At 50.9% G+C, this 13487-nt stretch carries 12 protein-coding genes; 5 read left to right on the top strand and 7 right to left on the bottom strand.

Features of this window, described 5'->3' with window-relative positions; genetic code table 11:
- Positions 1-33: 33 nt before the first annotated feature.
- From IPF95_02450 to IPF95_02425, 6 genes are all read right to left on the bottom strand, one after another.
- Positions 34-216 carry a hypothetical protein gene (locus IPF95_02450; protein ID MBK6473554.1) on the bottom strand — a complete coding sequence of 61 codons (183 nt, stop codon included), beginning with the start codon at positions 214-216 and terminating at the stop codon, positions 34-36.
- Positions 217-366: 150 nt separating this feature from the next.
- Entirely contained in the window at positions 367-891 is a 525-nt protein-coding gene (locus IPF95_02445) for a GNAT family N-acetyltransferase (protein ID MBK6473553.1), read from the bottom strand.
- A complete protein-coding gene (locus tag IPF95_02440) occupies positions 888-1673 on the bottom strand; it encodes a queuosine precursor transporter (GenBank protein ID MBK6473552.1) in 786 nt (261 codons plus the stop codon). Before IPF95_02440 ends, IPF95_02445 begins: the two co-directional genes overlap by 4 nt.
- A complete protein-coding gene (locus IPF95_02435) occupies positions 1670-2488 on the bottom strand; it encodes an MOSC domain-containing protein (protein ID MBK6473551.1) in 819 nt (272 codons plus the stop codon). The genes IPF95_02440 and IPF95_02435 overlap by 4 nt, the downstream gene beginning before the upstream one ends.
- Positions 2485-4446, bottom strand: coding sequence for a T9SS type A sorting domain-containing protein (locus IPF95_02430; GenBank protein ID MBK6473550.1), 1962 nt, complete (start codon positions 4444-4446; stop codon positions 2485-2487). The genes IPF95_02435 and IPF95_02430 overlap by 4 nt, the downstream gene beginning before the upstream one ends.
- An 88-nt stretch (positions 4447-4534) precedes the next feature.
- Positions 4535-4726, bottom strand: coding sequence for a hypothetical protein (locus tag IPF95_02425; GenBank protein MBK6473549.1), 192 nt, complete (start codon positions 4724-4726; stop codon positions 4535-4537).
- Between the two features lie 27 nt (positions 4727-4753).
- On the opposite strand from IPF95_02425, the gene IPF95_02420 reads away from it, so the two are divergent.
- The 4 genes from IPF95_02420 to infB all read left to right on the top strand — a co-directional run bounded on the left by IPF95_02420 (position 4754) and on the right by infB (position 11310).
- A complete protein-coding gene (locus IPF95_02420; protein ID MBK6473548.1) occupies positions 4754-6487 on the top strand; it encodes a hypothetical protein in 1734 nt (577 codons plus the stop codon).
- Positions 6488-6673: 186 nt separating this feature from the next.
- Positions 6674-7138: a hypothetical protein gene (locus IPF95_02415; protein ID MBK6473547.1), complete on the top strand. Its 465-nt coding sequence runs from the start codon at positions 6674-6676 to the stop codon at positions 7136-7138.
- A 7-nt stretch (positions 7139-7145) separates the two neighbouring features.
- A complete protein-coding gene (nusA, locus tag IPF95_02410) occupies positions 7146-8384 on the top strand; it encodes a transcription termination/antitermination protein NusA (protein ID MBK6473546.1) in 1239 nt (412 codons plus the stop codon).
- 214 nt (positions 8385-8598) lie between these two features.
- Entirely contained in the window at positions 8599-11310 is a 2712-nt protein-coding gene (infB, locus tag IPF95_02405) for a translation initiation factor IF-2 (GenBank protein ID MBK6473545.1), read from the top strand.
- Between the two features lie 88 nt (positions 11311-11398).
- On the opposite strand, the gene IPF95_02400 is transcribed toward infB, so the two are convergent.
- Positions 11399-11893 carry an SPOR domain-containing protein gene (locus tag IPF95_02400; GenBank protein MBK6473544.1) on the bottom strand — a complete coding sequence of 165 codons (495 nt, stop codon included), beginning with the start codon at positions 11891-11893 and terminating at the stop codon, positions 11399-11401.
- Positions 11894-12167: 274 nt separating this feature from the next.
- On the opposite strand from IPF95_02400, the gene IPF95_02395 reads away from it, so the two are divergent.
- On the top strand, positions 12168-13487 hold the full coding sequence (locus tag IPF95_02395; GenBank protein ID MBK6473543.1) for a c-type cytochrome: 1320 nt from the start codon (positions 12168-12170) through the stop codon (positions 13485-13487).

Raw genomic sequence — 13487 nt, 5'->3', positions numbered from 1 at the left:
GCAGGTTGGATGGGTCTCTATTTCCAAATGGCATTAAAGGTCTTCAGCGTCGATATCCTTATCGCGCTTGCGTTGCGCCTTTCGCTTTTTGTTAGGCACCATCTTTTCACGGAAACGGCCGTCCAGTGCACCTTGTTCCTTCTGCTCTTTACGCACCGCGCCCTTCTCGATCTTGAGCAGCTCTTTCTTGCTGATATGAGTTTTCTTCTTAGCCATTATCGGGATACAGTACAAAGATCGCAGGACGAAGGAAAGAAAGAGTGCTATACCAACGAGTCTCTGGACCGATCCGCGATCACCCGAAGCCTGGTCATTACAGTCCGGGTGAATGCTAGGAATCAGGCATCAGCAATCCGGAATCAGAAATTACCTCAAACAACTGTACATATAAACATCCAGCAGCTCCCCTTTGCTTGTGCGGAAATCGCGGCGCAATAATCCTTCACGTTGGAACCCACAGTTCTCCACTACTTTGATGCTCCCAATATTCTCCGGAGAGATCCTGGCATATACTTTCTCCACGCCGAGGTTGGTGAAAGCATGATCCACGGCCCACATTACACCCAAGCTCGTAGCACCACGTTTCTCGAAGATCGAATTGATGAAATAGGCTATCTCACATTTCGGAATGCTCCAATCGAACTCCTTGAGGAACACTGCACCGATCGGATCGCTTCCTTCATAATCGCGCAGCAGGAAACAGAACAGTTCGCGCTTGTCGCTGAGCGCTAATATCTCCTTGATATACCGACGCGTATGTCGCGGATCGGAACAACGCGAACACGTAACAGGGAAGTAGGTCGATAACCGTGCCCGTTCCTTATCCACTAGTCGGAAAAGGCCTTCGTGATCATCCTTTCGGATCGGTTCTATGATCACTGAATCGTTCACTGTTCGTCACTTCTTCTCAGGGCAGCTGCACGCATTGCTTCAGCCTTAGGTCGGCCAAGATACCGCTCAACACCGGAGTGTGCGAGATAGATCAATGGAGTAGCTAACACTGCTATCACCAGTTTGTAACAGTATGCCGTGAGCACCAATGCTGTACATAATTGGAACGACCATCCTTTGAATGCGAAGAATGCAACGTAGGTCACCACAACGCTATCGATCAATTGGCTTATGATCGTGCTGCCGGTTGCACGCAACCAGATCCGTTTGTCGCCGGTAACGCGTTTGATGCTTCTGAACACCCACGCGTCCAATAGCTGACCAACGACGAATGCGGTCAACGATCCCACGATGATGTTCATACCCTGCCCGAAGATCGCCGTGAAGGCGGCCTGCATGTCCGGGACTCCTTGTTCAACGCTGGTGCCGATCCAGAAATCGGCAGGTGCAATATGTATAGCGAAATAAAGAACAAGAAAAGCGAATGCGATAAGTGCAGTAGTGAGCAATGTCAGAAAACGGACACCACGGACACCATAATAGTCGTTGATCACATCGGTCATGATGAAGACGATCGGCCATGGCAGCACACCAACACTTAGTGCAAAGCTCAAGTGGGGTTGACCAAGTAAAGTGAAGTCCGCTTTCGAAAGACCAAATACAGTTTCGAGCTGGAACAATTTCACACCGATCATCTCGGCCATGATCGCATTTACCACGAAGAAGCCACCGAGGATCAGGTAAAGTCGCGTGGCTTTATCGGAAAGGATTGAGTGGATCATGCGGTCACAAGATCGCCAACTTGTATCACTTTCCCTGACAGGCAAATAGCATTCATGCCGAATTCCAGTTTCACAGCACCTTCCGGGGTTACACGTTTCCGATACGTGGCCAAGGTCCGCAACGGTTCATTCGCACGCCTTCCGGTCCGCTGGTCCGTGGTAGTGATCACGCAACGTGCACAGCGTTTCACCAGTTCGAAACGTGTTTCACCGATCCGGATAGTGCTCCAATCATCTTCTTGAAATGGCTCGCCGCCTTCTAACACCAAATTAGGTCTGAAGCGCTCCATCGGGATCACGGATGCGGAACCATCAATTTGTATCCGTTGGTTAAGATCATCCAACGAGACCTGTGAAATGATCAAGAAGGGAAAACCATCGCTTAGCGATGTTTGGCCAATTGCAAAATTCGGGTCGGTCGGCCGTACAGTGCTATCGGGCATGTATACCAAGCGTATTCCAGGAAGCGACCGTTCGTTGAACCAATCATTGATTTCCTGCGGTGCGAGCAAAGCATCCACCGCATCGTTCCAAATGGTAGCACGTAGTGTTTCACCATGATCCAACCCCCAAGGAATTATCAGCTCATCACTGTTCCGGATATCCACCACACGCATTCCATCGGTGGTCGGGGAAACGTGCAAGCAAGCCAATTCTCCATGTTCCCGTTGGGATAGGAATCGACCATTGGGGTCGATCAACATCCATCGTCTATCGTGTTCGAGTCCGCGCGGTGTCACTTGAGCGCGTTCAACGGAATAGCCACCAAGTGATTTGATCGGATAGATATGGATCGATGCCAACGCTAATGTCATGGCCTTACTACGCGTTCCAGGATCACGGACCCATTGATGCGGAGGGTCAGGAAGTAAACGCCGGGAACATCGGGTAACTGAAGGGCAATGCCATTCGCAATGGGTGTCTTTTGCACAAATACCGATCGGCCATCCGCGGCATATAGGCCGATCAATTCAATGCGATCACCCTTGGTCGCCTCAACGCGAACGATGCCGTTCACAGCCGGGTTCGGGAATAATGAAATGTGATCGGTCATATGTTCATTTATCCCCACCGGACCCACGGAAAGTGAATCCATGGCAACGAATGACGGCGTCCCGTCGCTTGCATCCAACAGGTCACGAAAACTATCGATCTCCGTGCTGTTATGGCTGAACATCTCGTCGTTCCACGCAGGTGGTACGGGTTGGAAATAGATCGTGGCGAAAGCACGCAATGCCGAAGTATTTCCGTTCAGCGCAACATGATAGTCAACGCGATCCGTACCACTTCCATCCATACCGTTGCTATCGTAGTTGAAGTCGTCGTCCAGCAATGCAGCACCGGCGATCAACGTGGTATCGTAACTTGGATGTGCCATAGAAAAGCCAACAGGTACGAGCCTGTTATCCTTGATCGGTGTTTTTGCACGTTCAAGAACGGTGGTCGGGTTACCGAACACATCGCCCATGACCATTTCGTAGATCTGCACTTGATCCGTCCGGTTGATCATATCATAATGTGGTTCGTAACCGGCATCATGTCCTTCAACTTCGTAGCTGCTATCCGTTCTGCCACTTTTGAAAACGGTATCACCTTCAGCGTTGAGTACTATGAACTCGATGAAGGCTCGGCGCGATGGAAAACCACTCGGGAAGCGATGTCCAGCGCGGTTCTCCAAGTGAAGTGAATAGAAGATGCTGTCGGAAGTGCGGCCGATCAAGCTTAGTTGAACGTTCAGGGTCCGGTCCTGCAACATACGTTTTGTGCGCTCGATCGTACTATCGAATTGCACTTCCGTCGCACGCAGGTCAAGTGCTTCCCGATTGGCTTTCAACAACTCCAACATATGCACGTTCGCTCCCGCGAAATGGTGTTTTCCGAAGGGTGTCTGTGGGTTCAGGAAAGCATATTCGGCAGCAAGGATGATAGGGTCATTGATGCGTGGCATGTGGCAGGTATTACACTGCGTTCCGTTCACACTATGAATGCTGTTCTTCCATTCATGGTAGGTCGCTTGCTCAACGAATTGGTCACCCGTGATGTTACCATCAAGATCCAACGTCTCCGTGATCAAGGTATGGCATCCCGCACATACCTCGCTGTTCACGATGTGTTCACCATAGCCCGGTGTGAAATCAACGAAGAACTCCATGATCGCAGGGTTTATCTGGTCATCGAAATACGGTCCGTAAACATGCGCAGGATGGAATTCGAGATCGCCGCTGAAAACATGTCCGGATTCGTCCGGCGATTGCATATGACAACTTAAGCAGCCAACGCCATCATTTCCCAATTTGCTTGTATCCAACATCGCCATGTTGAATGGTGCATGACCAAGCAATCGTTCTTCATGCATGCCCAACGGCGCATGGCAGCTGAGGCATTTATTTTCGATCCCCCCTTGGTGCCCTGGATTCACTAGCACTTCATGGCTCACTTTCGCTTTGAAGAAGGGGTCACGCGCGCTGTTGGCCATCATGGTGCTACGCCAGTCGTCGACAAGGTTCACATCCGTGCCTTGTGCATCGACACTGGCAAGCCCTTGTACGTCATGCCCATGGCAGCCTTTACATCGTCCGCTTGTTGTGAAGTACGTGCCGACCACCCATTCCAACGTATCGTTAGCGCGATCGAACCGAGCCAGATCCATACGACTGTGTGGACCCAGAACGGGCCGCGTGGCTTCGGTCCAAGCTGCGAACAACAGGACAATCGCAACAAGTGAAGCGATCAATGCGATTGACCGAAATCGTGATGGCGGAGACGATACCATGGTTGTAAAGGTAGACGCGCAGTGGAAAATGCACTAACTGTGGAGGTGTTTGCCGGTTGCACGGATCCGAAGAAGGGCATTCAGGAACTCAAGCGGTCCAATATCCCCATACCAATACTATGACACTCAGAATGGCCAATACCAGCATAGTTAATTCTCCACGGTCCCGGATGCGTTCTCCCATTGTAATGATCCTATGACGAAGTGGGAGCGTTATTGTCACAAGGATCGTAACGGATGTTCGTTGTTGATGAGTAACTACGCGGAGGTCGTTCAACACTTGCCACGCGAATTACTTTCGTCCCCGATGTTGGAAATAACCCAGAACATTTCGCGTTCCGAACAAGTCGGTATTGAACCGTTTCGCAATGCGTTCAAAGCACTACCAACAGCTTTCCGGTTATGCTCCGCTGCGGTCTTTTCTTATTTCCTGGTCTCTCTGAACGCCCAGGCCCAGGCCGTACAACCTTTCGTGGACCATTGGGATGCGAAAAAGACCATCAAGAAGAGTGAAGGGCTGTTCGTGAGTGGTCGTGAATGGGGTGAATGGAAGTTCTATGACCCGGACGGCAAGCTCATGGAGATGGCCGAATTCAAAAGCGGCGAACGCGACGGGCATGTTAAGATCTACTACCCGAACGGCGTTGTGGAACACGATGGCTGGTTCAAGCGCGGTGTGTTGGATAGTGTTCGTACAAGTCGATATCGGAGTGGCGACATTATGGAACAAGGTCATTACCGTAATGGAAACAAGATAGGTGCTTGGTCCTACTTCTATCCGGATAGCATGCCCATGCTGCGTGAAGCCTGGCAGGATACATTGATGTTGGTCACCGATGCGTGGGATAGTAGCGGTGTTCAGACAATAAAGGAAGGCAGTGGCATTTTGCGGAATTATTATGGGAGCGGCAGTATCCAAGAGGAAAGTACCTATACCTACGGTGTAAGGAGTGGTCCATTCGCAGAGTACTATCCCGCTGGAAATCCACGTGCGAAAGGCGCGTATCAAAGCGGTGTAAAACACGGTACATGGGAATATTGGTTCAGCAATGGCGATAAAGAAAAGCTGGACACGTATGATAATGGCAAACTTAATGGTCCCTACACATTATGGCACCGGAGTGGAGAGGTCAATGCTGCCGGTTCCTTTAAAGCAGGAGTTAAGGATGGGCTTTGGCAGTGGTATGATCCCACGGGCAAAAAGGAAATGGAAGGCCCGTTCACCAATGGTCTACGCCAAGGTACATGGCGATATTGGTATCCGAATGGCCAATTGAGCAGCACCGGAGGTTTCGAAGCGGATAAGGAACATGGGGATTGGGTCTATTACTACGAAGGCGGCGAACTATGGAAGAAGGGAACGTATAAGAATGGTGTGAAAGACGGAGTATGGTCAACTCGATTCGAGAGTGGTCAGCTTTTGCAAGAAGGACCATACTCAGATGGAGAAGAGAACGGCCAATGGACCAGCTGGTTCGAGACCGGACAAGTACAGACCAAGGGAACATTCAAGTCCGGCAAGCTGGATGGCATGTGGTTCGGTTGGTTCCCTGATGGCGAGCCTGATTACGAAGGCACTTACAAAGATGATCTTAAACATGGCCCATGGAAGCTCTACCATGAAAGCCCGCCGGGCAAAGCTGTAGGTGGGCGCATTAAGGAGCAAGGCAGCTACGCCGATGGCAAGAGATCTGGTGTATGGATTACGTTCAACATCAACGGACTCACCATCAGTGAAGGTCAGTACATGACTGGTACCCCCAACGGAAACTGGGTTTATTTCGATGATGCCGGTGTGAAAATGCGCGAACAAAGCTTCCAGAATGGTGATCCGAACGGCGCCTGCAAGGTCTATGATCAGCGCGGAAGCGTCATACAGGAAATGAACTACAGGAATGGTCGCCTGCATGGCACCATGACGTTCTATGGAAATGATGGTAAGCCCACCAAGACTACGGAGTTCGAGGATGGTGCCGTGAAAAAAGCCCCGCCACCGCCAACGGATAAGCCACGCGGTGGTGGTGTGCCTGGTGGGCGCTGAAATACGCGCATTCCATCACCACCTGCTGCAATCGGCCATATTCCGTGGTTGGTAACTGAACCACTGAACTTTCCCCTGATCGTATAACAATTGCCAACAAAACCTTACATTTGCACCGTCAGCGGCGAAGAAGAGGAAGAGGGGAAAGCCCCTCTTTTTTGTTCCTTAGCCGCACTGGGAGCGTTAATGATCACGGCAGCACACGTGCAGAACATCGTCGAAAAACACCTTGCGGATACAGCGCACTTTTTAGTTGCGGTAGAACTGCGAGCGGGTGATAAGTGCGTTGTGGAGGTCGATAATGACAACGCCATAACACTGGAGGAACTAGTTCGGCTGAATAAAGCGGTTCGCGAGGACCTGGGTGAGGCTGCTGACGATCTTGAACTGCAATTCTCCAGTCCGGGTATGGGTCGCCCCTTCAAGGTGGCGCGTCAATACCAGAAACACATTGGCCGTTTGGTGGATCTGGACCTTATCGATGGCCGCACGTTATGTGGCCTATTAGTGGGATACAACGACACCGAAATGGCCATACGCATAGAACACCCAAGCAAAGTAAAAGGTCGGTTACCCAAAATGGATACTGACACAACCACGTTTCCCTTTTCGGAGATACGTGCAACAAAAGCAACAATAAAGTTCAATTGAACGGACAATGAGTACTGTTAACCTTATCGAGAGCTTCAGCGAGTTCAAGGATATCAAGAACATCGATCGTGTTACCATGATGGGTATTCTGGAAGATGTGTTCCGTGGTGTGGTGAAACGCCGTTTCGGCGAAGAGGCCAACGTGGATATTATCGTGAACCCGGACAAGGGTGATCTTGAGATCTTCCTCAACAGGATCATTGTAGAGGACGGAATGAGCGAAGATGATGATCTGGAGATCGAATTGGCTGAAGCCCGCAAGATCGATGCGGATTTTGAGATCGGCGAAGAAGTGAGCCAAGAGATCAAGATCAACGATTTCGGTCGCCGGAACATCCTTAGCCTCAAACAGAACTTGCAAGGTCGTTTGATGGAGTTGGAGAAAGACCACCTCTACAACAAGTACAAGGAGCGCGTAGGTGAGATCGTTACCGGTGAGGTCTACCAGATCTGGAAACGCGAAACATTGATCCTGGATGATGAAGGCAACGAGTTGATCTTGCCGAAGGACCAGCAGATCAAAACCGATTTCTTCAAGAAAGGAGATAGCGTACGTGCTGTACTGTGGAAAGTGGATATGCGCAACAACAGCCCGGTCGTGATCCTAAGCCGCACTGCGCCGGAATTCTTAGAGAAGTTGTTCGAGCAGGAAGTTCCAGAGGTTGCTGATGGTTTGATCACCATCAAGCGCATTGTGCGTGAACCCGGCGAGCGTGCTAAAGTGGCTGTAGAAAGCTACGATGACCGGATTGATCCAGTTGGTGCATGTGTGGGTATGAAAGGTAGCCGCATTCACGGCATCGTGCGTGAGTTGCGGAATGAGAACATCGATGTGATCAACTTCACGGCAAATGATGAATTATTGATCCAACGTGCATTGAGTCCTGCGAAAGTGGGCAACATCAAGTTGGATCTGGTGAATAAGCGCGCAGAGGTCTACATGAAGCCAGACCAAGTAGCATTGGCGATCGGAAAAGGTGGGCACAATATCAAATTGGCAGGTAAGCTGTCCGGTTTCGATATTGACGTTTACCGTGAAACGGATGAAGTGACGGACGATGTGAGTTTGGACGAGTTCGGCGATGAGATCGAACCATGGATAATTGCGGTATTGAAAGGAATAGGATGTGACACCGCACGATCGGTATTGGACATTCCATCGGACGAATTGGCAAGACGTACCGATCTGGAGGACGAGACCGTGAACGAGGTGATCCGCATTTTGCGCGACGAGTTGGAGCCGTAGTAGGGGCGCATGATCGTACGGCTACTGCGGTGAAGAACCAATAGTATACCGGTTTAAGGACCGGTAGTGAATACCCGGATGTCCAGCACACATTCGGTCGGTGAAAGTGACGTGAGATGTAAACGTCATTTGGAATGAAGTTGATGCCCGCATCAACAATGAATAAGGACGGTGAACCCATCGCCCTAATAGGAAGGCCAATAGCAGGTACTGCATGAGTGAAGCGACGGAAAAGGCGATACGATTAAGCAAGGTGACCAGGGAGTTCAACCTAGGGCTACACACCGTGGTGGAATTCCTGGAAGGGAAAGGTCACACTGTGGAAAGCAATCCCAACACCAAGATCCCAGGAGAACTTTATAGCTTGCTGCAAAGCGAGTTCGGTAAAGACAAGGAGATCAAGCAGAAAAGCCAAGAGGTGGTTCAACAGCGTCAAGAGCGCGAGTCCATTTCGTTGGTGGATGCACCACCAAGCCCTGCGGTAAAAGCGCGGGATGAAGAGGTGGTCATCATCCACAACATGCGGGAAACGGAGGCCAGTGCGGCGCCAGCTCCGGTGCCAGAAACCATAAAGGCCAAAGTGGAAAAGGCCGGTGTTAAGGTGGTAAGTAAGATCGACCTTGACAAAAAGACACCTGCGAAACCAGTAGAACCCAAAGCCGAGAAGCCTAAAGCCAAAGCAGTTTCGAACGAAGAGCCTGCCAAAGCCGAGGAAACTCAAGCAGTTCAGGCTGAACCAGTTACGCCTTCGACAGAAAAGCCCGCCGAAGTGGTCCTACCACCAGTGCCAACAGTGAGCGCACCAATTGAGCCGGAGACAATTCGCGTGAACGTGGCAAAACTTGCGGGTCTTAAAACACTAGGCAAGATAGAGCTACCGAAAGAGCGCGAACGCAAACCCACCGAGAAACAAGAGCGTGGTCGCCGCAAACGCATTGTAAAACCCGGTCCGGTCAATATCGATCGTGCCGTTCAACAGGCACAAAGGCCAGCAGCAGCGGTTAAGCCTGGTGAAATGGATGAGAATGCCGTAAAACGCAAGGTGAGCGAAACGTTGGCTCGCCTGACCGGGTCCGGAAAGAGCCGTGGGTCCAAGATGCGTAAGGGCAAACGCGACCAACGCTTTGTTCGTTTCGAAGAAGAGGCAGCAGCAAAGGAATTGGCCGGGAAGACATTGAAGGTAACGGAGTTCGTTACGGCGAGTGAGTTGGCCAGCATGATGAGCGTACCGGTCACGGACATCATCAAGGCCTGTTTCACGTTGGGCATGATGGTAAGTATCAACCAACGTTTGGATGCTGAGACATTGTCAGTGATAGCGGATGAATACGGGTTCAAGGTAGAATTCGTCGGTGCTGATGTTCAGCATGACATGCAGGTGGAGGAGGACGACCCGGAACGCGTAGTGGAGCGCCCGCCGATCGTTACCGTAATGGGTCATGTTGACCATGGTAAAACATCGTTGCTGGACCATATCCGCAAAGCCAACGTTATCGCAGGTGAAGCAGGTGGTATTACCCAGCACATTGGTGCGTATAGCGTAGAATTGGAAAGTGGAAAGCGCATAACGTTCCTTGATACACCGGGCCACGAAGCATTTACCGCAATGCGTGCACGCGGTGCACAAGTAACCGACATTGCGATCATCGTAATTGCTGCGGATGATAGTGTGATGCCACAAACACGTGAGGCCATTAACCACGCGCAAGCTGCTGGCGTACCGATGGTTTTCGCGTTCAACAAGATCGATAAGGAAGGAGCGAACGCCGAGAAGATCCGCGAAGAACTATCGCAGATGAACATCCTGGTGGAAGAGTGGGGTGGAAAGTTCCAGACCCAAGAGATAAGTGCCAAGAAAGGAATCGGTATAGACCAGCTCTTGGAAAAAGTACTGCTGGAGGCTGAGATCCTTGATCGTAAGGCCGATCCAGGAAAGCGCGCGATCGGCGTGGTGATCGAAAGCACGTTGGAGCAAGGCCGCGGTTACGTCACCACGTTATTGGTGAATGGTGGAACATTGCGTAAGAGCGATGTGATCCTTGCAGGTCAGCACAGCGGTCGAGTACGGAACATGTACAATGAGCGTGGGCAGCAAGTGGATGAAGCTACACCTGGCACACCTGTTAGTATTCTTGGTTTGGATGGAGCGCCGAATGCGGGTGATACATTCCAGGTATTCGAGGATGATCGCGACGCGCGCCAGATCGCTACACGCCGTCAGCAATTGCAGCGCGAGCAGGGCATTCGTACGCATAAGCACATTACGTTGGATGAGATCGGGCGTCGTTTGGCGATCGGTGATTTCAAGGAATTGAACATCATCGTGAAAGGTGACGTGGATGGTTCCGTGGAAGCGCTCACCGATTCGTTGTTGAAGCTCACCACAGAGAGCATCAAGGTCAACGTGATCCACCGTGCCGTAGGTCCTATTGCGGAGAGTGATGTATTGCTTGCAAGTGCATCAAATGCCATCATCATCGGTTTCCAAGTTCGCCCGACACCGGGTGCACGGAAATTGGCCGAGAACGAGGAGATCGACATCCGCCTGTATTCCATCATCTACGCAGCCATCGAAGAGATCAAGCAAGCCATGGAAGGCATGCTCGCTCCGAAGGAGGTAGAGAAGATCGTTGGTACGGCTGAGGTTCGCGATACATTCCGCATCAGCAAAGTGGGTACCGTTGCCGGTTGTTACGTTCTGGATGGAAAGATCGTTCGCAATAACAAAGTGCGCTTGATCCGGGACGGCATCGTGGTATATACCGGCGAGCTTAGCGACCTCAAACGATTCAAGGACGATGCCAAGGAGGTTACGCACGGTTACGAGTGTGGCCTGAGCATCAAGAACTTCAACGACATCAAAGTAGGCGACAACGTAGAGTCCTTCGAAATGACGGAAGTGAAGCGGACATTGGACGATAAATAGAACGCGTGGTCCAGCCCGCGTTGTATAGCGGGAAACACATAGAAAAAGCCCGGCGTTTAGTCGGGCTTTTGCATGTTCAAGATCGTGCTCATAACCGCGGCATCTCCACCTCGTCCGGAACAACGAAGCAACCGGGGTATGCGGTGCGCAGTTCATGCAGCATTTTCTCAGCCTCGAGCCGTGTTCTGTAATCGCCAACGCGAAGCTTGAAATTTGGCGCTAGCCAGCTCAAATAGGCAGGTGTCTCCGGGTGCTTTTGTAGAAAACCACGTTTCATGTTCTCGGCGGCTGCACGTTCGCCTAAGAATATCTGAACGCGGTATCCACGGAGTGGATGTTTCCGATCCGCATAATCGACCATCAACTTCTCAATGGCCGGTGAGGTCAAGTACGAGACCTTTCCCGGTCTCATCGGCAAAACGGCATGTACGGTATCAATAGAGGGAGTATCGTTATCAAGTATGATCTGCCCTGGTGAGTATGGTTCGAATAACCGAGCAGGTTCGTCATCGTCCTGTGCAAGAGCAGGGATCACCGAGCAGAGAAAAAGGACGAAATGCAGAATGGAACGCATGCGGAACATGTGGCCAAAAGTATGCCGAACACGTTCATGTGAACCAATGATCCCGGATAAATCCAAGGGTCCACAATTCGTTGTGCATTGAACGTTAGCGAACAGTGGTGATCATGCTCAACCACATGATCCATAATGGGTTTCGGCAAAGATCACTATTTAGAATCACTCTAAATAGTGACAACCCCGTTACAAGTAGCACAAAGCATAGCGGTCCTTTCAGTTGGGCGTTTACTTTTGCGCCCGGATGAAAAATGTGGTCATCCCCCTCAATTTGCTCTGAATGCCGCGTGTAGCAAGGATCTCGAAATATTCCATCAAACTCCTAGTCGCCACTTTCGCTTTCTTCTTGGCTTTCGGCATGTCTTCGGTACACGCCCAAGGAGCCGATGCGGCCACCTATGCCGCCGGGGAAAAGCTCTTCAAAGGCAACTGCGCAAGTTGCCATAAGCCGGATAAGGATATGACCGGCCCGGCGTTGAAGGGTGCTGTTGAGCGCTGGGATGGCAAAGGTGATATCTACGAGTGGGTAAGGAACAGTTCGGCCTTTTTGAAGACCGGTAACGCTTACGCGACTGAACTATTCGCAAAGTGGAATAAGAGTCCAATGACGGCCAACGCCGTTACCAATGAAGAGATCGATGCAATATTGTACTACGCTGACAACTACGCACCTCCGGCTCCACCTCCTCCTCCTCCTGGAACGGAGACGGCATCAACGGATGAAGGTGCTGGCAGTGCTTGGACCTGGTTGGTCGTCATTGCCTTGTTGCTTGCCATTGTTGCAGCATCATTGGGTGGTGTAAAACGCAGTTTGGACAATGCTGTTCGCGAAGCGGAGGGTCGCCCAGCATTGGCTGATCTTACGCGTTGGCAGCGCTTAAAAGGATGGGCTTGGAAGAATAAAGCCTTTGCTACGGTGATCGTATTATTCTTTGTGGTCTGGGGCTTCTTGGCCTTATGGGATGCGGCTTTCAACATCAGCGTTTATGGTGGTGAGGAAGTAGCACATTACAAGCCGGAGCAACCCATCGCATTCGACCACACCCTTCATGCAGGTAAGGATAATTTGGCGATCAATTGCCAGTATTGCCATAGCAGTGCAAGCAAGAGCAAGCATGCAGGCATACCAAGCACCAACGTGTGTATGAACTGCCACAAATCAGTGGATACGGGGAAAAAGACCGGAACCACGGAGATCGCGAAGATCTATGCGGCCATCGGTTGGGACCCTGCAACGCAGACCTACTCCGGAAAAGAGGAGCCGATCCGTTGGGTAAAGGTGCATAACCTTCCTGATCACGTTTATTTCAATCACCAACAGCATGTGGTCGTTGGCCAATTGGAATGTCAAGAGTGCCATGGTCCTGTGGATACTGAGATGGATGTTGTTGAGCAATGGTCGCCACTTACCATGGGTTGGTGCATCGATTGCCACGGTACGAAGGAAGTTAAAATGGCCGGCAACGGTTATTACGATGAGGTAATGGCACGATTGGAAGAAACCGATATGGGTCACGAACAATTGAAGGAATACCTCAAGGACGATAAGATCACTGTTAAGGAACTTGGTGGCTGGGAATGCGCCAAGTGCCACTACTAA

The sequence above is a fragment of the Flavobacteriales bacterium genome, from assembly GCA_016704485.1.
In the GTDB taxonomy this organism is placed as follows: Bacteria; Bacteroidota; Bacteroidia; order Flavobacteriales_F; family PHOS-HE28; genus PHOS-HE28.
This window is presented reverse-complemented; position numbering and strand designations above follow the sequence as displayed.

Excerpts from the sequence above, each read along its gene's own strand:
- IPF95_02450 (MBK6473554.1), bottom strand. The coding sequence starts at position 216 with ATGGCTAAGAAGAAAACTCATATCAGCAAGAAAGAGCTGCTCAAGATC.
- IPF95_02440 (MBK6473552.1), bottom strand. The coding sequence starts at position 1,673 with ATGATCCACTCAATCCTTTCCGATAAAGCCACGCGACTTTACCTGATC.
- IPF95_02435 (MBK6473551.1), bottom strand. The coding sequence starts at position 2,488 with ATGACATTAGCGTTGGCATCGATCCATATCTATCCGATCAAATCACTT.
- IPF95_02430 (MBK6473550.1), bottom strand. The coding sequence starts at position 4,446 with ATGGTATCGTCTCCGCCATCACGATTTCGGTCAATCGCATTGATCGCT.
- IPF95_02420 (MBK6473548.1), top strand. The coding sequence starts at position 4,754 with ATGTTGGAAATAACCCAGAACATTTCGCGTTCCGAACAAGTCGGTATT.
- IPF95_02415 (MBK6473547.1), top strand. The coding sequence starts at position 6,674 with ATGATCACGGCAGCACACGTGCAGAACATCGTCGAAAAACACCTTGCG.
- nusA (MBK6473546.1), top strand. The coding sequence starts at position 7,146 with ATGAGTACTGTTAACCTTATCGAGAGCTTCAGCGAGTTCAAGGATATC.
- infB (MBK6473545.1), top strand. The coding sequence starts at position 8,599 with ATGAGTGAAGCGACGGAAAAGGCGATACGATTAAGCAAGGTGACCAGG.
- IPF95_02400 (MBK6473544.1), bottom strand. The coding sequence starts at position 11,893 with ATGTTCCGCATGCGTTCCATTCTGCATTTCGTCCTTTTTCTCTGCTCG.
- IPF95_02395 (MBK6473543.1), top strand. The coding sequence starts at position 12,168 with ATGCCGCGTGTAGCAAGGATCTCGAAATATTCCATCAAACTCCTAGTC.